Here is a 24635-nt window from a genome sequence, read left to right as displayed (position 1 = left end):
GCAGAGTACTTAATTTTTCATACTTTTGTCCCCTGCAAAACAGTTTTTTGTAAACGATTTCATTTTCAATATCATCATATATAAACACTTACGTCAATAATTATGAAGTTTGTCGTTTCGTCATCAGTACTCCTCAAGCAACTGTCCGCTATCAATGGTGTCGTTTCTACGAACCCTATTGTGCCCATACTCGAGAATTTTTTACTTGCTCTGGAAGGTAATTTACTTACCGTGACTGCATCTGACCTTCAAACCGTCATGATTACGGAAATTGAGGTTGAGTCCACAGAAAAAGGAGCGATTGCTATTCCTGCAAAGTTGTTGCTGGATACTCTACGCGGATTACCAGAACAGCCAATTACATTACAGGTAAACGCGGAAACATTTGGAACTGAAATTATTTCAGACAATGGACGCTACAAGTTATCAGGTGAGAATCCAATCGATTTCCCTAAGACTCCATCTGTAAACCGCGGTCAGTCGGTAGATCTTTCGTCTTCTGCCTTGGGTGCTGCAATTTCAAATACACTTTTTGCCACCAGTACTGACGATCTTCGTCCTGCAATGACCGGGGTATTCGTACAAATGGGTGCAGAAAACGCAACATTTGTTGCTACGGACGGTCACCGCCTTGTTCGTTACCGCCGCACAGATATTAAATCTGACGTTGATACATCCATGATCATTCAGCGCAAGGCTTTGAACTTGTTGAAATCATGTCTTCCTTCGGACGATGTTCCTGTAAAAGCTGAATTCACTCAATCAAATGCCTTTTTCAGCTTTGGTAATATCCGTATGATCTGCCGTCTGATCGACGAGCGTTTCCCGGATTACGAAAATGCAATTCCAACCAACAACCAGAATTCACTTACCATCAACAGGATGGAAATTCTGAGTTCGTTGCGCCGTATATCTATTTATTCAAACCGTACAACGCATCAGGTTCGCCTGAAAATGTCGTTGAACGACCTCGTTATTTCTGCCGAGGATTTGGATTACTCCAATGAAGCCAACGAGCGCCTGATGTGCGAATACAATGGTGACGATATGGAAATCGGATTCAATGCCAAATTCCTCATCGAAGTTCTTGGTAACATATCAAGCAAAACCATCACTTTTGAACTATCTGCACCAAACCGTGCAGGACTCATTATTCCTGTTGATCAGGAAGACAATGAAGATATCCTGATGCTTGTGATGCCGGTGATGTTGAATACGTATGTTTAGAATTAGAAGTTAAAGGAATTAAGAAGTTATAGAAGTTTGTGGTCGCTGGAAATATTCCCAGCGACCTTTTTTATTTAAATATCTGATTTACAGACCCTTTTACACATACAATGATCCAAAGTACGAAAAAAATCGTAGCAACACTTGCACATACGATTTTTTTCGTACAATTTTGATACGAAGATTATCGTATCAAAATAATTAGCCATGTATATCAAACCGACAGATTCAGAACTTGAAATTTTAAACTACTTATGGCAGGCCGGCCCAAGTACGGTTCGTGCTGTACACGATTACCTTGCTGCGACTAAGGACGTGGGTTACACGACAACCTTAAAGCTAATGCAGATTATGCATGATAAAGGATTGCTGTATCGTACAGAACAGGGCCGTTCGCACATTTATGTTGCATTGCTTGGCAAGGAGGAAACGCAGCAAAATTTGCTTGGCAGATTGGTACAAACCGCTTTTCAGGGATCCGCCGCGCAAGTAGTGATGCAGGCGTTGGGTAACCACACCACCTCAAAAGAGGAACTGGATGAAATTCGTGAGTTATTGAATAACCTTGAAAACAATAGTTAGCCATGAAATTAATCTATCATTTCATTCCCGATTCTATGATCTCAGCAGTCGGATGGACCTTGGTTCATTCTGTATGGCAGGGAATATTGCTAGCCATTTTTGCCTTTGCCGGTTTTTTCATATTGAATAAAAAGTCCGCAAATGCCCGCTATAACTTAGGAATTATTTTACTTGGTTTACAGGTGGCAGCCTCAATTGGTACCTACTTTTATTATTACCTCACAACACCTTTACGGTCATACCAATCTTTAAGTACCTCGTCGCTCTCACTGGCAACGCAGAATCTACAGACAGTTCCATACGCACCATCAGCCATATTGCAAGTCCAGCTTTGGCTTAATACGCACTTGTTTGAACTCGTTTTGTGCTGGTTTATTGGCACCGGACTTCTGACACTACGATTCGCCGGCGCATGGATTTATGCAGAATACCTCCGTTCCAGTGCGAATATTGTGATGGACCAGGAATGGCGTACCCGATTCGGTATGCTCACGGCTCGAATGAATATTTCTAAATCCATAGAATTCAGACAAACTGCCAAAGTACTGACTCCTATGGTGATCGGGGTTTTTCGTCCTGCAGTACTAATTCCGTTTGGGCTGTTAACCGGTTTCTCTACTTCTCAGATTGAAGCAATTCTTGCTCATGAACTGGCTCACATTCGCCGTAACGACTATCTGGTAAATTTACTTCAGTCGTTTGTAGAGGTTATATTTTTCTTTCATCCTGCTCTGTGGTGGATTTCCGAAAGAGTACGAACCGAACGCGAACACTGCTGTGACGATATCGCTTTAAGCGTTTGCGGAGACAAAATGGTACTTGCCAACGCATTAGTCAAAGTCGCTGAATGGCAATCTGCACCGGAACTGGCTATGGCTTTTGCCTCAAAAAAACCACTTCTGCTAAATCGAATCCGTCGGGTAGTTGGGATAACATCCAAACCCACAAGATCATTTGGCAACCTTCCGGTTATGCTATTCGCTCTATGTCTGATAGCTGGAATTTCATTCTATGCTGTTGCGAAGCAAGAGAAAAAGCAGGAGAAAAAAGATAACAAATCCCAACCAGTAAGGGAAAAAGAGGATTTAAAAAAACGTCAAGAGGCAGTTCTCCGCAAGGCAGAAGAACCTGTTAAGGAGATACCCCAAAACTGGGATTCACTGAGCTCAATTAAAACTGAGGGTAATAATGATAAAATTGAAGCGCTTGCAAAAGCATACCATAGCTTCAACAAATCCAGTTTTAGCATAGACGAAATACGTTCCAGTCTTACTAGTCTGACTGAGCACGATATTGATATGTTAAGCCACCAACTACCCGCGTCAAATCAGGGTAATGAGAAGTCATCGGAAGAAGACCGTGAGAAACTACGACATCTCGGCGTATTGCAACATGCGAAACAAATGAGGATCGAGATACTTTATCTGGACCTGGAAAAAAAGCAATTCGATATAGAACGTTACCACCGTGAAATTCAGAAGATAGAATGGGCTAAAGAAAAGGCAAGCCAAATGCGGGCGAACCTCTCAGAAAAACATTCTAAACTTCTACATCCTGATTCGAAAAAAGGATCTGCACAGCTATCTGACGAAGAAATTGAAAAACAGTTGGCAGACTTTGAAGAGAAAATAAAAGAGCAGCAAAACAAGATTGTTGAATACAATAACAACCTGATGCTAACCAAGGTGAATGCGCATAAAGCCGAACTACCTTACGAAGAAACCGAAAAGGAAATAGAAAAACTTAGCGGAGAAATTGAGGAAATCAACCAAGAAATGAATGTGATTTACAAACGTCTTGAACGGGAGGACTCAGCACAGCGTACAGAAAATAATGCGACCCCACCTTCAGGTAAACGATCACTTCCTCCTCCGCCAAAAGCAGCAAGTACAAAAACGCGTACCGGAGCAATAAAAAATACTGCTGCTCCGAAAGCTCCTGCGTCAGCAGTGCCTTCTACGCCACCAACGGGTAAAAATAAGTAAACAGTCTGGAGTTTACAGTGGGCAGGACATCACTGTGAACTCCAGACTAAAAACTGTTAACTTTTCTATTCCACTTCAATAACGACATCGTCACTCATTGGGCGTGATACGCAAGTCAGTATAAACCCTTCGTTCAACTCCGCTTCTGACAAGGCATCTTCTTCGTCCAAATGAACTTTACCGGACGTACATCTACCCAAACAAGCCGTACACATTCCTGCCTGACAAGAATATGGAAGGTCAATATCCATATTCAGCGCAGCTTCCAATACCGTTTCGTGAGGCTTCACGGGGAGTTTATACTCCGTGCCTTCATAAAACAGCGTAATTTCTCTCGTTTTTAAGGTATCATCCTCCTCTTCCATCGTTACTTCCCCAGGCTGCGCAGCGGTGGCTGTTAAGAAACTCTCTTTACGAATTTGTCTTTCCGGAACAGCCAGAATAGCCAATGCACGATGCGCTTCTTCCATCATGTCATCCGGACCACACAGGAAGTATTCTGCTTCCTTTTTATTTAGCGCAGGCAGTCCTTCAATTATTTTAAGGATATGTGTTTTATTCAAACGTCCCTTTTCTCCCTCCCATTCGTCAGATGCCTGGCTAAGTGTATGAACCACGTTAAAACGCTCCTTATACTTCGCTTTTAAAGTATTGATCTTCTCATTGAAAATGATGCCTTCTTCGTTTCTGCTTCCATACAATAGAAAAACTTCACTTTCCTGCTCCACCATTAAGATTGATTTCAGGATGGAAAAAAGTGGTGTAATTCCGCTTCCTGCACCGATAAATACAACCTGGCGTGTTTGATCGTCTTCCTGTTTTGGAAAAAAATTACCTGCCGGTTCCATTGCTTCCAGCACATCGCCTTCTTTTATGGTATCCAAAAGAAGATTGGAAGCAAATCCACCCGGAACACGCTTGATTGTGATCGCCAGAGAAACATCCGTGTAAGGCGAGCTCGACATAGAGTAAGAACGTCTTACCTTTTTATCATCTTGTGGCAATAACAACGTTAAAAATTGACCCGGACGATAGGCCACAACCTCATTCAGAGGGTGCCAAAAGTGTATGGTAGAGGCCTCGTCCGTTTCCTTCTCTATCTCTTTGACCTTTAAAAACAAATATTTACTCATTGTTAGCTATTGGCTATCAGCTGTTAGCCTCTTTATTCAGATTTTATTCTATTTATATCAAAAACAAAAGCCCCATGGATTAATTCAACCATGAGGCTCTTAAAATGATTTCTATCGTATTATTTCAAAGTTGCAACAGCATCTTTAATGCGCTGAACTGCTTCTACCAATGATTCGTCGGCTGCTGCGGTGGAGATTCTCACACAATTTGGCGCTCCGAAACCTGAACCTGCTACTGTTGAAACATAATATTTGTTCAAAATCCAGTTTGAGAAATCGTCTGAATCATTGATGGTTGTTGTTCCATCCGATTTTCCGAAGTAATAACTTACGTCAGGAAACGCATAAAATGCGCCATCCGGAACTCTTACTTTGAAACCAGGAATTTCTTTTAACAAACCAATAACCAGGTCGCGACGACGCTGATATGCTTTTGCCATTTCTTTGGTAGGCTCCAATGTTCCGTTAAACGCAACAGTTGCGGCTTTCTGAGCGATTGAATTGGTTCCTGAAGTAACCTGTCCCTGCAATTTTTCAACGCCATCAGCGATCCATTTTGCAGCCGCAGTAAATCCGATTCTCCATCCTGTCATTGCAAAACCTTTTGCAACACCATTCACAGTAACAACTCTGTCTTTCAACGCAGGAATAGATCCGATACTGAAATTACCTTCTTCTGTGAAGTTGATGTATTCATAGATCTCATCAGCCAAAACATAAACACCTTCATGTTTTTCAAGAACAGCGGCAATCTCTCTCAATTCTGCTTCTGAATAAACAGCTCCTGTCGGATTGTTTGGAGAAGCATACATAACGATTTTGGTTTTCGGTGTAATAGCAGCTTCAAGCTGAGCAGCAGTTACCTTGAAATCATTTTCAAAAGCACCGTCAACAATCACCGACTTGCCTTCTGCCAGCTTCACCATTTCAGAATAACTCACCCAATATGGAGCGAAAATGATCACCTCATCACCCGGATTAATCAAAACCTGAATGACATTAGCCAATGAATGTTTTGCACCCGTAGAAACCACGATATTTTCTGGTTTCCAATCTATATTATTGTCCCGCTTTAATTTATCTGCAATTGCCTTACGTAGGTCAGGATATCCTGCTACTGGTGAATAGCCATGAAAACCATCATCGATTGCTTTTTTGGCTGCCTCGCAAATGTGTGCGGGCGTTTTAAAGTCTGGCTCTCCAACACTCAGACTGATCACTTTGTGGCCTTGTGCGGCCAATTCACGCGCCATTTTGGTCATCGCCAGCGTCGAAGATTCTTCGAGGGCGTTAATACGGTCGGCCAACCTGGCTTGCTCAGCTACTACGGACATTGCAACGGAAAATTAAGTTAAAGAAAGGATATTGCGATCTATATCAACAAATTGCCCGCAAAGGTACTGACAATATCTCAAATGAAATATTTTTGAAATATAATTATACTCTATACTGTGAAATTCAGTTGACAGCTTCCCTCAAAAGATCTCCCCCAAATTCACAAATACTCCTCTCGACCCTTTTGCTCCGAATCCATAATCAATACCCACGTTGGTTCTGGAAGCTTTGTTTACTTTCAATCTTAAACCCAAGCCAGCACCGGGTGCAATGCGGTCGAAACGGTTGGATGGCCAGTTGGAAAAACTCTGTGCATTGGCGAAAACCACACCGCCCAAAAGTCCATTCTGAGTAAGCGCAAAGCGATATTCTGATTCTACATAAAGCATTTGAGGGCTCCGAAATCGCCCCTGAATATATCCCCGACCAGTATTATTGGTAGCGTCCCAACTCGTGCTGGGCAAATCCAGATAAGGCGGCTTTCCGCTTAGTGTAAGCCAGTTCAAATTCCACAGGGCGAGTGTATTCTTGCTGCCGGAAGGGAAGTTGATGTATTTCCGAAACTCTAATACCAGTGATTCCCAATTGCTGTCACTTCCCAAAAATTTCTGATTGACCCGATAACGGATATTTCCATAAAAGCCAGCCTCCGGATTAATGGAATTTTTCCTGTTATCGAACAATGCGCTGAATAACAAGCCTGATGACATCGTTTTATGAGGAAGTCCGTAAGTTGCAACATCCGCATTTTCTCCTTCTTCTTGTATTTTCCAACGTTTATCGAGCATATATCCCACGCCGGCATAAAATGATCCCGATATCTTTTTGAGTACCAATTGATGCAGCCGAATGTGTGAATAGACCAGATTACTGGCATTTTCCTCTAAACTATGCCCTCCAAGACCATACGTATCCTGCGGGTATTTGAAATACCGCCAGTCTGTAACAATGTTATAGCTGTTGTCCTTTGTCCAGATATTAGTTTGAACTGGTATGGTAAGCTGCCCGTATTGCGAATAATTGACACTCATGCTTACACTCGACAGGTTGGTGGTTGTGGCTTCGCTAAGGTGAAAAGCAGCATTTGCGCTAGCCAAACCGACAAATCCAGTTGATAATGTGTATCCAATTGCGGGAACAAGGGAATAATGTACTTTGCGTGAGTCCGCAGCTGAGTCTTTCTTCGGCTCTTTTTTAAGCACTTTTCTTAAAATATCCACCAAATCCACCTCTTCTGTTACGGTCTTATTCTTTAAAGTATCAGGAATGATTATTCCGCTATTTTCCTCAACCGTTGCTGATTGTGATATAACGGGTATTGCGCTCAAAAGGCAAACAATAACAGCGAAAAGAAACCTGTGCAAAATGATGTCTGAGTTTTACAGAATTGAAATTAAAACAGTTCCTGCTCAAATTGCAAAATCCATGCCTATCAGAAAAGAATCTCAGCAATTTCTAATAACATCTTAAAAGGTATTATAACACAAAACCGCTGACCTCGTACAAAGTCAGCGGTTTTGAAAATGTTAATTGGCTATTATGCCAAAGCAGCCTGCAAGTTCGTATTGATTGCTTCCAGGAACTCCTCAGTATATAGGTAATGCTCTCCGTGGTTCACTTTGTTGCCATGGATACACACCGCCAAATCCTTGGTCATAGCACCACCTTCAACAGTTTCGATACAAACTTTTTCCAAAGTCTGGCAGAAATCGATCAACTCCTGGTTTCCGTCCAGTTTACCACGGAATTCCAATCCGCGCGTCCATGCAAAGATAGAAGCGATCGGGTTTGTAGAAGTTGGGCGTCCCTTTTGGTGCTCGCGGTAGTGACGCGTCACGGTTCCGTGAGCAGCCTCAGCTTCCATTGTTTTGCCATCCGGCGTTACCAATACAGAAGTCATCAGACCCAAAGAACCAAATCCTTGTGCAACAGTATCAGACTGTACGTCACCGTCATAGTTTTTACAAGCCCATACGAAGTTACCTTCCCATTTAAGAGCAGAAGCAACCATGTCGTCGATCAAACGGTGCTCGTAATGTACTTTTCCTGCGTATTCTGTATCGTATACTTCCTGAAAAATGTCTTTGAAGCGACCGTCATATTTCTTCAAAATCGTATTTTTTGTAGAAAGATATAAAGGCCATCCTTTACCCAAAGCTACATTGAAGCAAGAGCGTGCAAATCCACGGATAGACTCGTCGATGTTGTACATACCCATTGCCACACCAGGACCTTTGAACTGGTACACTTCATGCTCAATCACTTGTCCGTCTTCACCTTCAAATTTGATGGTCAATTTACCTTTTCCAGGTACGATGAAATCAGTTGCTTTATACTGGTCCCCGAAAGCGTGACGGCCAACGATGATAGGAGCTGTCCAGTTTGTAACCAAACGGGGAACATTACTCATCACAATAGGCTCACGGAACACAGTACCATCCAAAATGTTACGGATCGTTCCATTGGGAGACTTCCACATTTGTTTCAGGTTGAATTCAGTTACGCGATCTTCATCAGGGGTAATTGTAGCGCATTTGATACCAACTCCATATTCTTTAATAGCATTGGCAGCATCGATCGTAACCTGATCGTTGGTTTCATCACGATATTCCACACCTAAATCGTAATACTTAATATCTACGTCCAGATACGGTAAAATAAGTTTTTCCTTAATAAACTTCCAGATGATGCGGGTCATCTCATCTCCGTCAAGCTCTACAACGGGGTTTGCAACTTTAATTTTGCTCATGTCTTATTGCTATACTATAGTTAAAGATTTAAATGCGACCGTGAAAGTACAAACAAACATCTAAAAAGGCGAAGAAAGCGGGAACATTGTTGGTTATCAGCCTTTAGAGTTGTTGTTCAAATCTTCAATTGCAAGCGGCTTCCGGTACAATTCTATTGGTATCGTATATTATACGATTGGCATAATTATTTCAATAAATAGTACAATACAAAGTTCGACTTCATCTAACCATAACAAGCTATGAGAACAGCAACCTACGGTGCAAGCCTGCTCGTGTTATCTTGCGCACTTTTCTCGTCATGCCGTACCGTGTACGCTCCAAATGCACTAAACGTACCTCTTTTTCAGGAAAAAGGGGAATTAAAGGCAACTTTGGCAACAAATAATGTGCAAGTTGCAACTGCCGTAACCGAACACATCGGAATTATGGCAAACGGTTATTTGAATCGTTATACGAGTGACGACAAGACTTTTAAGAACAACGGAAAAGGTGCCGAGATCGGAGTAGGATATTTTGGTCATACCGAAAAGCGTATTACTTACGAAGCCTATGCCGGAGCAGGTTTTTACAATCTGAATATGAAGGAGGCAAACGCTACCAAATCCTTTGATGCGGACGCCACCAAGTATTTTTTGCAGCCTGCAATTGGTTGGGTTAACCCATATTTCGAGGTAGCTGTGAGCCCGAGATTATCCGTTATAAAGTATAGTACGCCGGACGTGACTGGCTATAGCGATAAAGAACGAATTGATAATTTTTTTGATATCGTTGATCAAAAACCTTACGCATTTCTGGAACCGACACTTATTGTTCGGGGAGGTTATAAATTCATTAAGCTGCAGGGGCAGTTTGGCTATTCGTATAATCTCTCCAAAAACAACATCAATGCCGAAACAGGGGTTGGCAGCATTGGATTAATTTTTAATATTGCCGACTGGTATAAAAACAAGAATTGAACCAGATGGCATTGAAAGCAAGTTTGCGTAATCTCTATCTTCACAAACGAGATTTACTTTCGAAGGTTGAGCAGGAACAGTTTAATGCACAAATTGTGGAGAATTTAAGCATTTTACTTCAAGGGCTCTCTTTTTCAACCGTGCATACTTTTCTTGCACAAACTGGTAAAAAAGAAATAGATACGCAGCGGATCATTGACATGATCTGCGAAAAGTTTGGCAATGTCAGAATCGTTGTACCGAGGATAACGCCTGGGACAAGGATTTTGGAACATTACCTGCTGGATAATCAAACAAGATTAATATTGAATCGATGGCTGATTCCTGAGCCTGATCCGGCATCATCGGAATTGGTAGCAGTAAAAAGCATTGATATTGTCTTCGTACCTCTACTTGCGTTTGATAATCAGGGCTTCCGCGTTGGCTATGGAGGGGGATATTATGATCGCTTTCTTGCAGAATGCAGAAATGATGTGCTTAAAGTCGGTTTGTCCTTCTTCGAGCCTATCCCCCAAATTGACGACATTAACCCCTTCGATGTCCCAATGGACTATTGCATTACACCAGGTGAGGTATTCAGCTGGTCTCACTAAGGAGTTTTCTTTCTGATAATTTAATTGCCTTAAAAGGTTGATTGCCTTTTAATAAACAATCAGGCCACTTAATAAGTATCATTATTTTTCCAGACTTTCTTTGTAGATATTCGCTTATAATTGCTTTTGGCACAGATTTTTTTGAGGGTAAGTCTTTCGGTTAAAAATAACCGACTCTTAAAATAATCTTATTTTACTGTTAGTGCGTATGTATAAAGGATTGGTAAAGTGATCGTTGGCAGAAACAGAAAATAAATTCTCATGGTTAATTCCAACCATTTTCCCGTTTTACAACTCTTTCTTTTACATTTGTCCGGGTTTACGTCTGTAAATTAACATTTAGCTATGAAGTCCTTTTCTACATTTTTGGTTGCAATGATTCTGTTCGGGCTTTGCCTGATAGAAAAAGAGCTCAAGAAACAAGCTTTGGATTCTCGTGCTGCTGGTGAGGAGCTGATGAGAAGTAAGGAGAAAAACCCTGAAAATTATAGAATCCCCGAAGCCGCTCTGGTTGAATTACAAAGTGAGAATGGTGAATTTTGGTCACCTCAACTGCATTTTACCGATCTGGCTGTAACTGACACCACTTTTAATGGTGTGTCTTCTTCGTTTGACAAACCTTTATAAGTCCCATTGTTACACCAGGCTGACTGCTTGCCGCGGATCCTTTGATCCACGGCAAAAACTGGTCAACTGAATAAGCCCATAATGTCTTCCTGACTTAGTTTCTTTATAAATCCGGATTCTCCTCCAACAAGGTCTTCGGCGAGATCTTGCTTGCGTTGCTGTAACAATATGATCTTTTCCTCGATGGTATCCTTGCATATCATTTTATAAGCAAAAACCTTCCGGGTCTGGCCTATCCGGTGCGTACGGTCAATGGCCTGACGTTCCACTGCGGGATTCCACCAGGGGTCTATCAGATACACATAATCCGCCTCGGTCAGGTTCAATCCCACGCCTCCTGCTTTCAGACTCATCAGGAATACCCTGCATGTCTGATCATTCTGGAATCGGTTTACCCTTCCTGCGCGGTCTACCGTTTGCCCATCCAGATACTCATAAGGAATATTTATTTTATCCAGATGCTTCCTGATGAGATCCAGCATGCCCAGAAACTGGCTGAATATCAAAATTTTATGATTTGACGCGTTTTCTTCAATTTCACGCGTAATCTCTTCCAACTTGGCAGACTCGTTTCCATAATCCTCATCTCCAGATAATATAGAAGGCGAATCGCATATCTGACGAAGTTTCAGGAGTGCTTCTAAAATCAGGAAGCTACTCTTATTAAGTCCTTCGGTAGCAAGTTTCTCCGCAATTTCCAGACGGTACTTTTCCCGGAATGTATCGTAAACCTTCCGCTGCTTTTTGCCCATTTCACAAAAGAGGATTGTTTCCGTTTTATCCGGCAAATCTGTCGCTACTTCTTCCTTGGTCCTTTTTAGCATGAAAGGATAGACAAGACGCCTCAATTCCTCTGATTTTTCCTTATCCTGGTACTTGTCAATTGGAGTGGCATATTCGGTCCGGAAAAAATCTGCGTGCCCCAACATACCCGGATTCAGGAATTCAAATTGGGCATAAAGGTCGAATGTATTATTTTCAACCGGCGTCCCTGTCATGGTGAGCCTGTTGGTTGCACGAAGCAATCGGGATGCCTTAGAAGTGAGAGAATCCGGATTTTTTATAGCTTGGGCCTCATCCAGTATAATGTAGTGGAAGTTGATATCTCTAAGCAATTCCACATCGCTGCGCATGGTACCATAAGTGGTAAGAATTACATCATACTCCGAAAAGAATGCAAAATCCTTACGCCTGGCCATACCCCGGTGAACATATAATTTCAAATCGGGAGTAAACTTCGCTGCTTCTGCCTGCCAGTTGAAAATCAACGTAGTAGGAACTACGACAAGATTCGTATAATTATTGTTCCTATTCTTTTGTTGCTGGATGAACGTCAGCATTTGCAGCGTTTTACCCAATCCCATGTCATCTGCAAGGCAACCACCCCATCCAAACTCATGCAGGAAATTAATCCATTTGTAACCCTCCTCCTGATAATGCCTCAAAGTAGCATTAATATTCTGAGGCAGCGGTACGTTAGGAATTTGTTTAAAATTGAGAAGTTTTTGCTTCTTTTCCTGCAATTCCTGAAAAACCTCCTCATTGTCTACCTGCGACACCAGGTCGTCAATCAATGAGAAATGTATTTTGGATAAATGAATTTCGTCTCCGTCTACCCTTCCGAATTTCAGAAGCGGTTCCAGTTTTTTAATCCACTCGTCAGGAAGCATTCCAAGCGAGCCATCTTTTAGCTGCACATAGTTTTGCTTTTTCAACAGAGCTTTTTTAGCATCTGCCAACGACACCTTCTGATCGCCAAAAGTAATCTCAACCTGCATGTCGAACCAGTCGATACCCGACGAAGCCTTTACATGAAACTTACCTCTGTTGGGATTGAACCGCATTTTTTTCAGATCCTTGAATCCGAGCAGTTCGTATTTTTTATCATTGACCGTTTCTACAAACTTGAACAGCCAACCTTCTTTCATGACATGTTCGAAAGGAATGTAGAAAAACGGGTTACCTGCCTGATGTGCGAAGTCAGGATGCAGGGATTCCAGCCACTTCCACAAATCCTGCTCTGCAACAGCATCACGCTCCTGCATGGTAATTTTATTGTTTTCGAATCCTGCTTTGGTACGTCGCTGGTCATGGATCATCTCCACTTCGGTCCCCTCTTCCTCGCCTTCATATACGTACATTGGAACAATGAGCAAATTGGCATCATCTTCCTTAAGGTAAATACGCGATTTCAGCAACTTGAGCGAGCGCGTTTCGATAGCATGCCTGGTTTGAAATATGACATCAAACTGCTCCGTTACCGGCATGATCCAATCTTTCAGGAACTCTTCGGCATATTCTTTCCTAACCCGAACTTTGAACCCGTTCTGACGCATGTATGCCACCATTTCGGCATCACTTGTACTTGCCCATCTGAACAGCGTTTCTTCCTGATAAAGTCCAAGCCAGAAGCTGTCAAATGACGCAACCTTTTGCAGGTCGATCGGACTGCCTTTTTTTATCTCAACGTAAGGATTGAGCGTGACGAATTCATTATCTTCTGTCAGCACAAAAAATAGCTTGACCGGTTCCCGGTGCAGCCTTACTTTGGTAAGCTGATTATTGGTGGTAATGTAGTCGCTATCTGAAATGTAGAGCCAGTCTTCGTCCAGATCATTGAATATCTGCGTAACCTGCTTTCCTACATAATTGCGTGAATCGTGTTGTTGCTCCTGACTTACATCACTGAAATGCAGATAAGCATTATACGACCAGCCTTGTTTTCTGATATACTTCTGCAAACCATCTTCCAGGTGGCGTGCAATCCTGACCAGCCTGACCTCCGCTTCCGTAAGCACAGGAATTTCGTCAGGCGAATAATAGTGGCTTGATCCTCCGGCTACATTTCGGATACTGGTTATTTTCTGTGTTTTAGGGTTATACTTGGCAGAAAAAGCTCCAAAACCAAAATCCATCAAGTGGTCTTTTCCTTTTGGCCAGAAAACAAAAAGCGATATTCTGTCTTCATCATCCTTCGCTGTATCCGCCGATGCAACCTGATAGGAAATACTTTGAGCAGGTAAAATCCGCTCACGCAAACCCTGCCAGTCCTGGTAAACACCTATTTTTTGAATGGCCGGGTCAAGCTTTAGCAGCTGTAATGCCCCGTCCTCATCCAGTTTAAAATCAAATTTTGATTGTGTATTATCTTCGAGCGTGTAGCCATACTCAGCCAGCAAACTACTTTTTTCTGCTGTAAGGTCTCTCATTACCTCAAAAGCACGTTCGCCCAGTTCATCCCGTAGCTTCAGCAAAGCAGCAAGCTTGTGCTCACAAAGGGGAACCCACAGTTTCTGATCACACGAACAAGTGGTGTTGAGTTGTTTTGTACTTTTTAACCGGCTAAACTCAACCGTAAAATCTTCGTTATTATGATGGACGACACAGGTTGCGTCGCCCTCCTTGGCTGAAACAATATCGACTTTGGTAATATCATCCCTATTACGCCAGGTATCATCCAACACCAGGTTTCTAAGGTTATAGTCCTTTATTTCCCCGAGCTCCACCACAGTTTTATCCATTTGGTAAAGCACCTGCTTTATGCTGGGCATTTTATCCAGAATGTATAGAATTGCAGCCACGCGATGTTTGCACAGCCCCCCATAATTATATGGGCAAGTGCAGGTTGTACTTATCTGAGGGGTAAGAAAATCCCTGATCTGGATGACATAATACTGGACAGAATAGTCGCTCTTTACCTTAAATTCTGCGTTTCCGGGACCGTTGTATTCAAGCTTTGCAACTTTGAAGCCGCCGCTGCTATAAATGGAACGCCCACGTGATAACACATCCTTCTCCGTCCTTTTTATCAAGAAGTTTGATAATTTCTCCTTCTTTTCATTTTCCATTTACCCTGCCTTTTAAAATGCAAAAGTACGGTTTGTTTCGGTTCTTCGGAAACAAACGACGTTTCTATAGCAAATCGAAGACATGTTTCTATTGAATATAAGGCTGATCGATCACACCGACATGGGCGGGCTCTGGCTTGCCCTGGATGTAGCTCAGAAGATATTTCCCAACATTGGGGTATAGAATGGTGTGACTAAGTTCTGAAAATGGCAGCCATACGAGTTCCAAAGCTGTTGTTTCGGCAGCGTTGACCTTTGGAATGCCTGATGTAATTTCAGTTGCAAAGATGATGTGAAGCGTTTCCTTTTTTATTTCATCCCAAATTACTTCTCCGCAAAAAACCATTGGGCCAATTTTGGTCTCTATTTCCAGCTCCTCGGTCAACTCTCTCATCAATGCTTCGGTAAGGTTCTCACCGGGATCGGGATTTCCTCCCGGCAAGGCATACACATTTACATTACCGTAATTATAGCGTAGTGTCAAGACCGATTCGCCATTTAAAATCATTGCCGATGGACGTACTTTCATGAATCAGTTTGTTAGTAATGGAGTAATAAACTTATTCTAAACATCCGATAATTTAGCAATAAATTAATCTTGCAATACCATTCTCTCGATTAATAACATAAAAATATGGATCACTTTGATGTGAATTTCCTGAATACGATCAGCGTATCCGAAGTGAGGTACCCTTATTTCCACATCTGCAACACCACCAAGCTTTCCTCCGTCTTTGCCAGACAAAATGATCACTTTCATTCCTTTATTACGAGCTGCTTCTGCGGCTCGGATGATGTTTTCAGAATTTCCACTCGTGCTCAACCCAAGAAGTACGTCACCAGCCTGGCCAAGGCCTTCAATATATCGTGAAAAAACGTATTCATAACCGAAATCATTACTCACACAACTTATATGACTTACGTCCGAAATAGCAATTGCTGGTAACGCGCGGCGATTGTCGCGGTATCTACCTGTCAGCTCCTCCGCGAAGTGCATGGCATCGCAGTGGGAACCTCCATTGCCGCATGATATAATCTTTCCGTTCTCCATAATAGCCGCAGCCATGATGGACGCAGCCTTCTCTATCTTTTCAATTTGTACAGGATCATTCAGAAAACGATCCAGCACCTGCTGAGCTTCCTGTAATTCGGTACTGATAATATCTTTATAATTCATGATTCTCTTTAATACTGATTAAAATTAGGTAGCAGTTGACAATCAACTTTAAACCATCAACTCAATAATTACATAATAAATAACTATTGAGGCTAATAGTGCATCAAAATTTCCCTTACCTGCTTTATGCTACCTCTTACAACTTCACCGCTTTCAGAACGTGCGTTTTTCTACCTGGCCCCTTATGACGTTTGACCTGAAAACCACCTGCCACCAATGCCCGTTTTACAATTCCCTTAGACGAGTACGTTACAAGAACGGCTCCGTCATGAGAATAGCCTGCAATTTTGGTAAAAATTTCGTCTGTCCAAAGTTCCGGCTGAGCACGCGGATCGAAAGCATCATAAAAAATAACGTGAAACAGGTGCTCAGAAGAGAAGTTTTGCAGCAACGTGTGTTCTTTCCGAAAGGTAAAATATGGAGAAAGTTCATGGTCAGTCGCCCACGAAACAGTATGAAGCCTGAGCAAGCCCTCCCGGTTTGTGAGCGACTCGTAATTGAGCAGGGACGCTTCCTCTGCCAATACAGGAAAAGCCTCTACGGACGTAAAGTATATCTTTTTTTTCAGCTCGTCGGCCAATTGCCAGGCCAGAAGTGCGTTAAGGCCAGTCCCGAGACCCATTTCAAAAACATTTACTGTGATAGCGGATTCTTCAAGTATTGGTCGTAATCCGAGTTCAATGTAAATATGTAAAGACTCCGTAAGCGCACCCTGGAGTGAATGATATTGCTGGTTAAATAAATCGCTGTAAAGTGAATGCGAGCCGTCTTCTGTAACAATGATCCGTTCCAAAATTGCCAATAATTAGTTTGGCGCTAAAAGTACTTAAATCATTCTTTTCAGCGTGAGGCGTGCAAAGAAAATTTGCCCGTTACGTTTCACAAGCAAGTCAATGCTTCTTCCATCACCACGTTGCATCATCCTATAAATCTCACTCATGTTAAGTTCAGAAGCCGCATGGTCGTTGAAATACAACAGCTGATCTCCTTCTTTTAACCCCGCTGTTGAAGCAGGAGAGCTTTCCACGATATGATTTATGTAATACGATCTTAAATTCTTGGCCTCTGCACGAATTTCCAAACCGCTCATATCATGCTCAAATTTCTCACGCATTCTGCTCTTCACGGGTTTCAGCACCATGTAGCGTTCCTGATAATTCATGGTAACTTTGAAACGGCGTAAAAGTTCACAGCCAATGTTTCCCTGGCGTTCTGCCCTTCCCTGCAATTTTGCCCCGAAAGCAATGCTATCCGGAAAAGAGGCCACGATATTATCCATTTCATAGCGACCAAGCCGCAATCTGTCTATACGACCCAAATTTCCATTGATTACGCCGTTCAGTCCACGTCCCAACTGGGCACGAATTACTTTTTCAGGTAAGCGAAAGCTTTCTTTCGGAGTATTATTCAATAACAAAGCATGGCCCGCTCCCGTGTCAATAAGTACCCGTATCGGATGTTCGCGACCATCAGCAAAGAGCGTAACCGCATCTGTAAACGGCTTTGTATCTTCAATAACGATAGGATGTTTATCACCTTTGCTAGGTTTGTATTTGTACTTATCCTGTTTCATCAGTATAATTTCCTTTCTGGAAAAATCAATGGTTACAACGAAATTGTTGAATATTTCATAACCAAAAATGCCGTGTACCGGTACACCTACATACTCTGAAAGTTGAAGGAAATCTTCCTCCAACACCACAATATTCTGGTGATTTGCTCGAAGCCGCCCCATTGAAAACTTATTATCAATAGCCACATGTGCGGCCACAGAATTTCCCTCCCCTGCTCCTGTGAGGCTTACCTTCCTCGTAAGACGAAGTTTGTCAGGCTTTAAAATATTCGGATCTGTAATAATGATTGAACTCACACCAGTATCAAGGATGAATCTCAGAGAATCTGTATCATTAATTTTTGCATAGAGCAGGATCAGGTTCGAGTGGAGCTCGAAAGGGATACGGGCAGACTTATAATTTTTTTCCAAAAAGTAGCCATACTTTTCCTGAGATACATCAGGTATATCATCCGTTTTAGCGAGAGATGGTATACTGATAAGTAGTATTAACGATAATGTAAACCACATAGACGTTTTCATCGTGGCCTCCTTTTCTTTTATAATTTATTTTCTCAATTATCTTATTTATCAACTTTTCCAAGCAGTGCAACTCCTGTATGCTTTCTCCGTAATATCGTGCAAATCAATTCTAAAATTGAATCATCTACTGTAAAAATAACAGATTTAAACTACATTAAACACAAAAAAATCTTTAAATTTTCAAGTATTTTTCTTATAGAAGAGATAATACGGTTAATGATGAAATTATGGTAATTTTGTTGCGTTGAAAGATGATTTCCCATAATAAAATTTAACTCATGCGAAAAAAAATAGTTGCCGGTAATTGGAAGATGAATAAGCTTGCAGATGAAGCAGTTGCGCTCACTTCTGAGCTTGTAAATATGGCAAATGACGAGGTAAAAGGTGATGTAAAAGTGATACTTTGCCCGCCGTCAATCTACCTGACTACCATTAACAAATACATAGAAAACGCGCCTAACTTTTCCCTGGCAGCTCAAAACTGCTCAGATAAAGTTTCAGGAGCTTTTACAGGTGAGATCTCAGCAGCAATGCTAAAGTCCATCGGTGTAGAATACGTATTGATCGGCCATAGTGAGCGTCGCCAATATTTCAACGAAAACAACGCGTTACTGGCAGAAAAAGTGAATACAGCTTTGGCAAACGGGGTTTCTCCGATTTTCTGCTGCGGAGAATCACTTGATCAGAGACAAAATGAAGACTTTATAGGGTTTGTTAAAAACCAGATATCAGAAAGTCTTTTTCACCTGTCAGCACAAGAAATTCTTTCTGTTGTAATCGCTTATGAGCCAATTTGGGCGATAGGAACTGGTCTTACTGCAAGTGCAGAACAGGCTCAGGAAATGCATGCGGCATTGCGTGCCCACCTTGCAGACAAATATGGTGCTGATGTGGCCGAAGAAATTTCTATTCTATATGGCGGAAGTGTAACGGCGGCCAGCGCCGACGAACTTTTTGCTTCACCAGATATCGATGGTGGACTTGTTGGAGGAGCTTCGCTGAAATCACGTGAGTTCACGAACATTATCAAAGCGAGATAATTTATTAGTTTACAGTTTTTAGTTCACAGTAAACGGCAGTCGTTACTGTAAACTAAAAACTGTAAACTTTAAAATTATTTTCCCGTAATCACTAGCTCAACTCTCCTGTTTTTGCTACGCTCTGCTTCCGAGCCCGATTTTGTAAGAAGTCGTGTAGCGCCGAGGCCTACGGCTTCAATGCGGCTCTCTGCTATGCCATTTTTAATCAGGTAATCTTTCACCGATTCCGCACGTTTTCTGGATAATTGAATATTTTTATCAGGATCACCGATATTGTCGGTATGACCTTCAACCCTTATTCCAATTTCTGGATTATCCTTCATGGTTTGTACCAACTGATTGAGCTCTGAAAACGATTCAGGCAATAATGCAAATTGAGATGTTTCAAAATAGATTTTGGAAAGTGCGATTGTCTCTCCAACGGCGAGCGGTGTAAGAAAAATATCCTGATTAAAAGTAAGTTTACCACTGGAATCTGCTGCTGAAACCTCCACATTCGCCCCGTAAAACCCCTTAGACGTTGCTCTAAGGTTATATCTCTCTTTTGGATTGATACCAATACGGTAGTTCCCTGTTGACGAGCTTATTTGTAAAGAATCACCTTCTTCCTGATAAGAAATCTGCGCAGATATAGGTTTTTTCGTTTTGGAACTGAAAACTGTTCCTTTGATTACTGCAAACTCCGCCTCTTCCGGCTTAGCAATCGGTTTTTCGGGTTCTGTTGATTTTACTGTTTCTTTAGGAGTTGTTGGCGCACTGGCCGGAGCCTTTGGTGTAACCTTCGCCGATTTGGCAACTTCTTTCTTTAATGGATTCTTGATATGTATGCCGTAAAAATTCCATGATTGTTGTCCTTGCTGGCTTCTTCCTTCATAAAAATCAAATATTTCGATTCCTGGCGAAAGTCTTTCGAAATAGGCAACAAAGTCAACTTTTTCGCCAGGAGATACTTTTTTGACATTTTCAATAGGAATATTCTCTGCCCTTATCAGCTTAAATTTGGTATTGACTTCCCCTGGTTTATACAATCTCGTTTCAGCGTCAAGCCAAATGGTGCTACTTTGCTTGCCTTCTCCCATATCCGGGATAATATCGCCCGGAAAACCAGGAGGAAGCGATGGAATTGCACTGCCGCTCCCCCTTTCATTAAACTGTAAATAAACAATGGTGTATTTGTCGGTCAGTTCAACCTTTTTGATCTTAACATACTCCGCAGATTGTTCCTCTACTTTGGGATTCTCTGTGATTTGGCCGAAACTATTGCTTAGTGAAAGGCCAATGGTACAAAATGTTACCAATAGCGATTTTAAATTCATGTCGATATTTTGTTAAATATAAATATCTGCAAGAACGTACTTCCCTGTCGTATAGTTTGTTAAAAATTGTTAAAGTCCGATCAGGCCTGTGTGTCAATGAATTGTGACCAGAATTCCGGATCATAGCGTTCCCAGGCGTGGCATGCAAATGGCAACTTATGACCTGTGATTTCAAAAGTGGCAGCGGGACTCTTTTCGAAAGAAAATTGCAGTGCTTCCTGCCAGGACGGCAATCGCAGAAAGAGTTTCATGGGGATGAGTCGAGTAGCTTCCTGAGAGAAAAGCATGTCCTCATTACCAACCCATGCCGGATAAAACCGGTTGTATATTTTCAGGTAACGGATAAAAGCAGGGATTTTCCGGAGAGACAAGCCTCCATTGAGAACAAAACGATTTTTAGTCAGGGCGCCAGCGTAGGTAGTTTGGGCAGCGGCTGGCAATGCATCATATTCTTCCTGGTGAAGCGATGGCGCACCCACATAATCATAATCTTTTCTACACCATTCGAGCAGTTCATCCCTGAAAACGAAAGCATCGAGCTGGTAAATTAAGATGTAACGGTAAGGTAAAAATGACCGGTAGAATTCGGGAGAAACCATCAGGCGATTATAGGCGTCGGTTCCTGTAAAATATGAGTCATCGAAGGATACCAGGTCAACAGAAGGATACTGGGATTTAATCTCGCCCAGATCAAGACTTCTTGGCTTCACAATCTTGACAGGATAGTGACCCAACACCTGCATACATTGCTTCAAGGAAGCCCTTTCGGCATCCGAAAATGTTGCCTGATATATTGGAATAACAATGGCTACGGAAGGGGTATCTCTGTTGCTTTTCACTTCAAATTACTCAATAAGATCTCCAATAGCTGGCAACCACCAATCTTTGCTGCTAAAAATGTAATAACCCTTCAAAACGTGATGAAAGATGGGTGAAATTCGAAGAAACCTGTTTTCAGGTAGCGATGCACGGCGGTAAAAATGGTTTTGAGCCAGATACAATTTAATGAGTTTCTCTCTTGGAACAAAAGACAATTCCCTCAGTAACAAATACATGCCATGTAACTTATCTGCTTTCTCTTTAATAGGAACCAGCTTTTCCTCCCTTGGTCGTTTGAAACGCTCATTAATCTTGACGTATTCAATTTTACTACCAAAACCTACCTGCTGACTTTCGTGCCTGCGGTAGGAAATCAGATTTTCTGCTATGAAACCGATCTTGTCTTCCAAACTCAAAACCATTGCCATCCAGGCGTCATGTATCAGATCCTCAACATGTGTTGGAAACGGCATCAGTCTTTCAAGAGAAGACTTACGGATAGCTAATGTAGCACCTGTTACAACAAATCCATTAAAAAGAATTTCATGTGCTTTGCCTTCCAGCCATTTTTTCTGATAAGTGGTGGTGAATTCTATCTCCTCCCAGATCGTACGTCCAATTGGTTTGGAATCATTATCGATCATCATGGCGTCCGAAAAGACGGCATCTTTATCCGGATTCGCTTTGAAATACGCGAGCTGTTTTTCTACTTTATCTTCCCTCCACTTATCGTCCTGATCGCAAAGAAAAATAATATCTCCGGCGCAAAGATTGAGGCACTTTTCAAAATTTTTGGTAGAACCCAGGTTTTCTGCGTTCGAATGAACGGCCACGGGAAACGAGCAGGTTTGAGCAAATGCCTTTATCACCTCAATGGTATTGTCCGTTGATCCATCGTCACAAACAACCAGCTCCTCTACCGGAATCGTCTGATTAGCAATGCTCTCCAACTGTTCCGGCAAATATTTTGCCCCGTTGTAAGTGCACATAGCTACTGAAACCATAATGTGTATATAGAGATTTGTAATACAAAAACAGTGCAAGTTAACAGTCAAATATGTTAACCAGCAAATGTTAACTTCCCTTTTATCCAACGGCAGTTGCAGGATAGCAGATATACATACGCATTTAGTCCTGAAAAATATGTCTACAACACAAATTTACCAGTTGGCGGGGCGTATTAATGTTCACTAATAAACCGTTCATTTAAGGTTATTTAACCATATCTGAATATTTTTGTCAAGTACTTTTCTTCATTATAAAATTTGGAGTATTTAAATCTCCTTATTTAAAATCGACCAACGCACCTATGGCTTTACCCGATCAGCTTAAAAAAGCTATCATACAAATGCCAGCCAAAGAGAAAGACAAATTGCTTCTCAGGCTTATAACCAAGGACAAAACGCTATCAGATCGCCTTCATTTTGAACTTCTGGAAGATTCGGCAACAATACCGGAACGGAGAGAGGAAATTGTAAATCGCATTACCAGAACTTCAAAATTTAACCAAAATACACCTGGATGGGTGCTGATGGATATGCGAAATCTTAGCGGAGATATTAGCTATCACGTAAAAGTGACCAAGGACAAAATTGGTGCTATTGAGCTCAATCTATTCCTCCTTAATACTTTCCTGGAAACCTACCAGAGTATTCTCAAAACCTACTCTTCCAAGGCGGACACCTGTGCTCTTTACATTGCAAAAAAGGCGCAAACCATACTAAACGGTTTGAACAAGCTGGATGAGGATTATCGGTTTGACTACGTGAAGGATACCAACAATATGCTTAAACTAGTACACAACCTTTGCTCCAAAATGTATGCGCGTCAGATGGAAATACCGGTTGATTGGGAATAAAATTGTTAAGTACATTGTAAATGAATCCAATAATGAGCCATATGGAAACCACCAAAATTGCATTACTGATCATTGACGCTCAATTCGATTTTTGTGATCCGAAAGGCGCATTATTCGTTCCTGGCGCAGAAAAAGACGTAGAGCGGATTGCCCGGCTCATTGCGATTTATGGTGAAAAGCTGGATGGCATTTTTGTAACGCTGGATACGCATCATGTTATCGACGTAGCCCATCCGCTATTTTGGGAAGATCCAAACGGCAACACCATTGCGCCTTTTACGCTGATCACCAGCAAAGCTGTTGAAAGCGGAAAGTGGGTTCCAAGATATCATAAAGACCATGTAATCAGCTATTTAAAAAAGCTGGAAAGTGAAGGAGAATTTCAGCATTTCATCTGGCCGGAACATTGTCTGATCGGGTCCAAAGGTGCTTCATTGGATGACACCATTATGGAATCATTGCTGGCTTGGACGCACAGAACGGGCAGGGAATACAAGGCCATTATCAAAGGTACCAATCCGCTTACTGAACATTTCGGCGTTTTTAAAGCACAGGTTGTCATAGAGAATGCTCCTGAAACAGAACTGGATACGCAATTTTTGGCAGAACTTGAATCCTTCGACCGCATCCTCGTCGTGGGTGAAGCGCGTTCACATTGCGTTGCAACGAGTATCAAACAAATTGTCGAGCTGGCTCCTGCCCTCATCCCAAAAGTTACAGTGCTCACTGACTGTATGTCCGATGTTACGAACTGGGGGCACCTTGCTGATCCAATTTTTGAAGAGGCAGAAAAGAAAGGAATGGTGTTTACTCTTTCCGATCAAGCTTTCAGACCAATGTAAGTGTTACCTCAGTTTCAAATCTGTTACATCAAGATAGTAGTAAGTCTGCCCTGCAAGAATAGCCGGAGGTTTTTTATCGAAAGAAAACAAATTGCCGCTGAACACAACCTGTAATCCTGTTTGTTGTAAGGAATCTGGTATTTCACAAAGGAAACCAACATCAACAGAATCATAAGTTCCTGTAATGCCGTACGAGATACCGTATTTCTCTTCACCAGCATGGTAAAAAATGATACCATTCTGATTGTTAACACTCTTGACCATTTTTTCGTCAGACCGGCATTCCTGACTTCCAAAAAGTACAGCAGATTCCTTATCGTCTTTACAACTCCCAAATAGTGTAAGGAAAATGAGTGGTGAAAAGTATCCTATTTTCATTTGAATCCTGTTTAGTGTTCATAGTATATGACATCAGACAAGTGGAATGCGAACTTGGTTGTAAGACTTTGCTG

At 41.9% G+C, this 24635-nt stretch carries 22 protein-coding genes; 9 read left to right on the top strand and 13 right to left on the bottom strand.

The annotated features are described in order from the left end of the window. Positions 1 to 102 precede the first annotated feature (102 nt). The 3 genes from dnaN to LZG71_RS16905 all read left to right on the top strand — a co-directional run bounded on the left by dnaN (position 103) and on the right by LZG71_RS16905 (position 3794). On the top strand, positions 103 to 1227 hold the full coding sequence (dnaN, locus tag LZG71_RS16915; RefSeq protein WP_233822248.1) for a DNA polymerase III subunit beta: 1125 nt from the start codon (positions 103 to 105) through the stop codon (positions 1225 to 1227). Positions 1228 to 1434: 207 nt separating this feature from the next. Continuing rightward, the gene (locus LZG71_RS16910; RefSeq protein WP_233822246.1) at positions 1435 to 1809 is read left to right on the top strand and encodes a BlaI/MecI/CopY family transcriptional regulator; all 375 of its coding nucleotides are present in this window, start codon (positions 1435 to 1437) and stop codon (positions 1807 to 1809) included. 2 nt (positions 1810 to 1811) lie between these two features. Further along, a complete protein-coding gene (locus LZG71_RS16905; RefSeq protein ID WP_233822244.1) occupies positions 1812 to 3794 on the top strand; it encodes a M56 family metallopeptidase in 1983 nt (660 codons plus the stop codon). A 65-nt stretch (positions 3795 to 3859) separates the two neighbouring features. Here LZG71_RS16905 and LZG71_RS16900 read toward each other — a convergent pair whose 3' ends face one another. The 4 genes from LZG71_RS16900 to LZG71_RS16885 form a co-directional block, all read right to left on the bottom strand. Beyond that, complete coding sequence (locus LZG71_RS16900; RefSeq protein ID WP_233822242.1) at positions 3860 to 4927, bottom strand: ferredoxin--NADP reductase; 1068 nt, start codon at positions 4925 to 4927, stop codon at positions 3860 to 3862. A 119-nt stretch (positions 4928 to 5046) separates the two neighbouring features. Then, the gene (locus tag LZG71_RS16895; RefSeq protein WP_233822240.1) at positions 5047 to 6261 is read right to left on the bottom strand and encodes a pyridoxal phosphate-dependent aminotransferase; all 1215 of its coding nucleotides are present in this window, start codon (positions 6259 to 6261) and stop codon (positions 5047 to 5049) included. A 141-nt stretch (positions 6262 to 6402) separates the two neighbouring features. Continuing rightward, complete coding sequence (locus LZG71_RS16890) at positions 6403 to 7590, bottom strand: BamA/TamA family outer membrane protein (protein ID WP_233822238.1); 1188 nt, start codon at positions 7588 to 7590, stop codon at positions 6403 to 6405. A gap of 209 nt (positions 7591 to 7799) precedes the next feature. After that, positions 7800 to 9011, bottom strand: coding sequence for an NADP-dependent isocitrate dehydrogenase (locus LZG71_RS16885; protein ID WP_233822236.1), 1212 nt, complete (start codon positions 9009 to 9011; stop codon positions 7800 to 7802). Between the two features lie 240 nt (positions 9012 to 9251). Here LZG71_RS16885 and LZG71_RS16880 point away from each other — a divergent pair, with 240 nt between their 5' ends. The 3 genes from LZG71_RS16880 to LZG71_RS16870 all read left to right on the top strand — a co-directional run bounded on the left by LZG71_RS16880 (position 9252) and on the right by LZG71_RS16870 (position 11188). Further along, positions 9252 to 9968: a hypothetical protein gene (locus tag LZG71_RS16880; protein WP_233822234.1), complete on the top strand. Its 717-nt coding sequence runs from the start codon at positions 9252 to 9254 to the stop codon at positions 9966 to 9968. Between the two features lie 5 nt (positions 9969 to 9973). Beyond that, on the top strand, positions 9974 to 10561 hold the full coding sequence (locus LZG71_RS16875; protein ID WP_233822232.1) for a 5-formyltetrahydrofolate cyclo-ligase: 588 nt from the start codon (positions 9974 to 9976) through the stop codon (positions 10559 to 10561). 345 nt (positions 10562 to 10906) lie between these two features. Then, entirely contained in the window at positions 10907 to 11188 is a 282-nt protein-coding gene (locus LZG71_RS16870; RefSeq protein WP_233822230.1) for a hypothetical protein, read from the top strand. Between the two features lie 62 nt (positions 11189 to 11250). On the opposite strand, the gene LZG71_RS16865 is transcribed toward LZG71_RS16870, so the two are convergent. From LZG71_RS16865 to LZG71_RS16845, 5 genes are all read right to left on the bottom strand, one after another. Continuing rightward, entirely contained in the window at positions 11251 to 15036 is a 3786-nt protein-coding gene (locus LZG71_RS16865; RefSeq protein WP_233822228.1) for a DEAD/DEAH box helicase, read from the bottom strand. An 88-nt stretch (positions 15037 to 15124) separates the two neighbouring features. Further along, complete coding sequence (locus LZG71_RS16860) at positions 15125 to 15565, bottom strand: NUDIX domain-containing protein (RefSeq protein WP_233822226.1); 441 nt, start codon at positions 15563 to 15565, stop codon at positions 15125 to 15127. A 63-nt stretch (positions 15566 to 15628) separates the two neighbouring features. Continuing rightward, positions 15629 to 16213 carry a D-sedoheptulose 7-phosphate isomerase gene (lpcA, locus tag LZG71_RS16855; RefSeq protein WP_233822224.1) on the bottom strand — a complete coding sequence of 195 codons (585 nt, stop codon included), beginning with the start codon at positions 16211 to 16213 and terminating at the stop codon, positions 15629 to 15631. A 136-nt stretch (positions 16214 to 16349) separates the two neighbouring features. After that, on the bottom strand, positions 16350 to 17006 hold the full coding sequence (gene mnmD / locus LZG71_RS16850) for a tRNA (5-methylaminomethyl-2-thiouridine)(34)-methyltransferase MnmD (protein WP_233822222.1): 657 nt from the start codon (positions 17004 to 17006) through the stop codon (positions 16350 to 16352). Between the two features lie 33 nt (positions 17007 to 17039). Next, positions 17040 to 18308 (bottom strand): aspartyl protease family protein, encoded by a 1269-nt coding sequence (locus LZG71_RS16845; protein ID WP_233822220.1) that lies wholly within the window; start codon positions 18306 to 18308, stop codon positions 17040 to 17042. A 278-nt stretch (positions 18309 to 18586) separates the two neighbouring features. On the opposite strand from LZG71_RS16845, the gene tpiA reads away from it, so the two are divergent. Beyond that, complete coding sequence (tpiA, locus tag LZG71_RS16840; protein ID WP_233822218.1) at positions 18587 to 19348, top strand: triose-phosphate isomerase; 762 nt, start codon at positions 18587 to 18589, stop codon at positions 19346 to 19348. A 74-nt stretch (positions 19349 to 19422) separates the two neighbouring features. Here tpiA and LZG71_RS16835 read toward each other — a convergent pair whose 3' ends face one another. The 3 genes from LZG71_RS16835 to LZG71_RS16825 all read right to left on the bottom strand — a co-directional run bounded on the left by LZG71_RS16835 (position 19423) and on the right by LZG71_RS16825 (position 22487). Further along, on the bottom strand, positions 19423 to 20664 hold the full coding sequence (locus tag LZG71_RS16835) for an OmpA family protein (protein ID WP_233822216.1): 1242 nt from the start codon (positions 20662 to 20664) through the stop codon (positions 19423 to 19425). An 80-nt stretch (positions 20665 to 20744) separates the two neighbouring features. Further along, positions 20745 to 21503, bottom strand: coding sequence for a DUF5672 family protein (locus tag LZG71_RS16830; RefSeq protein WP_233822214.1), 759 nt, complete (start codon positions 21501 to 21503; stop codon positions 20745 to 20747). A 6-nt stretch (positions 21504 to 21509) separates the two neighbouring features. Further along, positions 21510 to 22487, bottom strand: coding sequence for a glycosyltransferase family 2 protein (locus LZG71_RS16825; protein ID WP_233822212.1), 978 nt, complete (start codon positions 22485 to 22487; stop codon positions 21510 to 21512). Positions 22488 to 22792: 305 nt separating this feature from the next. Between LZG71_RS16825 and LZG71_RS16820 the strand changes: the two genes are divergently transcribed. Both LZG71_RS16820 and LZG71_RS16815 read left to right on the top strand, forming a co-directional pair. Continuing rightward, complete coding sequence (locus tag LZG71_RS16820) at positions 22793 to 23341, top strand: hypothetical protein (RefSeq protein WP_233822210.1); 549 nt, start codon at positions 22793 to 22795, stop codon at positions 23339 to 23341. Positions 23342 to 23382: 41 nt separating this feature from the next. Next, positions 23383 to 24183: an isochorismatase family protein gene (locus LZG71_RS16815; RefSeq protein WP_233822208.1), complete on the top strand. Its 801-nt coding sequence runs from the start codon at positions 23383 to 23385 to the stop codon at positions 24181 to 24183. A gap of 3 nt (positions 24184 to 24186) precedes the next feature. On the opposite strand, the gene LZG71_RS16810 is transcribed toward LZG71_RS16815, so the two are convergent. After that, positions 24187 to 24561 (bottom strand): hypothetical protein, encoded by a 375-nt coding sequence (locus LZG71_RS16810; RefSeq protein WP_233822207.1) that lies wholly within the window; start codon positions 24559 to 24561, stop codon positions 24187 to 24189. Positions 24562 to 24635 lie beyond the last annotated feature (74 nt).

Origin of the sequence: Dyadobacter sp. CY312, assembly GCF_021390535.1 — a bacterium.
Classification (GTDB): domain Bacteria; phylum Bacteroidota; class Bacteroidia; order Cytophagales; family Spirosomataceae; genus Dyadobacter.
The sequence above is the reverse complement of the archived record's forward strand: the minus strand, read 5'-3'. Positions and strand labels throughout refer to the sequence as shown.

Bases quoted from the DNA above. Each gene is read 5' to 3' on its own strand.
- dnaN (WP_233822248.1), top strand. From the start codon at position 103: ATGAAGTTTGTCGTTTCGTCATCAGTACTCCTCAAGCAACTGTCCGCT.
- LZG71_RS16910 (WP_233822246.1), top strand. From the start codon at position 1,435: ATGTATATCAAACCGACAGATTCAGAACTTGAAATTTTAAACTACTTA.
- LZG71_RS16905 (WP_233822244.1), top strand. From the start codon at position 1,812: ATGAAATTAATCTATCATTTCATTCCCGATTCTATGATCTCAGCAGTC.
- LZG71_RS16900 (WP_233822242.1), bottom strand. From the start codon at position 4,927: ATGAGTAAATATTTGTTTTTAAAGGTCAAAGAGATAGAGAAGGAAACG.
- LZG71_RS16895 (WP_233822240.1), bottom strand. From the start codon at position 6,261: ATGTCCGTAGTAGCTGAGCAAGCCAGGTTGGCCGACCGTATTAACGCC.
- LZG71_RS16885 (WP_233822236.1), bottom strand. From the start codon at position 9,011: ATGAGCAAAATTAAAGTTGCAAACCCCGTTGTAGAGCTTGACGGAGAT.
- LZG71_RS16880 (WP_233822234.1), top strand. From the start codon at position 9,252: ATGAGAACAGCAACCTACGGTGCAAGCCTGCTCGTGTTATCTTGCGCA.
- LZG71_RS16875 (WP_233822232.1), top strand. From the start codon at position 9,974: ATGGCATTGAAAGCAAGTTTGCGTAATCTCTATCTTCACAAACGAGAT.
- LZG71_RS16870 (WP_233822230.1), top strand. From the start codon at position 10,907: ATGAAGTCCTTTTCTACATTTTTGGTTGCAATGATTCTGTTCGGGCTT.
- LZG71_RS16865 (WP_233822228.1), bottom strand. From the start codon at position 15,036: ATGGAAAATGAAAAGAAGGAGAAATTATCAAACTTCTTGATAAAAAGG.
- LZG71_RS16860 (WP_233822226.1), bottom strand. From the start codon at position 15,565: ATGAAAGTACGTCCATCGGCAATGATTTTAAATGGCGAATCGGTCTTG.
- lpcA (WP_233822224.1), bottom strand. From the start codon at position 16,213: ATGAATTATAAAGATATTATCAGTACCGAATTACAGGAAGCTCAGCAG.
- LZG71_RS16845 (WP_233822220.1), bottom strand. From the start codon at position 18,308: ATGAAAACGTCTATGTGGTTTACATTATCGTTAATACTACTTATCAGT.
- tpiA (WP_233822218.1), top strand. From the start codon at position 18,587: ATGCGAAAAAAAATAGTTGCCGGTAATTGGAAGATGAATAAGCTTGCA.
- LZG71_RS16835 (WP_233822216.1), bottom strand. From the start codon at position 20,664: ATGAATTTAAAATCGCTATTGGTAACATTTTGTACCATTGGCCTTTCA.
- LZG71_RS16825 (WP_233822212.1), bottom strand. From the start codon at position 22,487: ATGGTTTCAGTAGCTATGTGCACTTACAACGGGGCAAAATATTTGCCG.
- LZG71_RS16820 (WP_233822210.1), top strand. From the start codon at position 22,793: ATGGCTTTACCCGATCAGCTTAAAAAAGCTATCATACAAATGCCAGCC.
- LZG71_RS16815 (WP_233822208.1), top strand. From the start codon at position 23,383: ATGGAAACCACCAAAATTGCATTACTGATCATTGACGCTCAATTCGAT.
- LZG71_RS16810 (WP_233822207.1), bottom strand. From the start codon at position 24,561: ATGAAAATAGGATACTTTTCACCACTCATTTTCCTTACACTATTTGGG.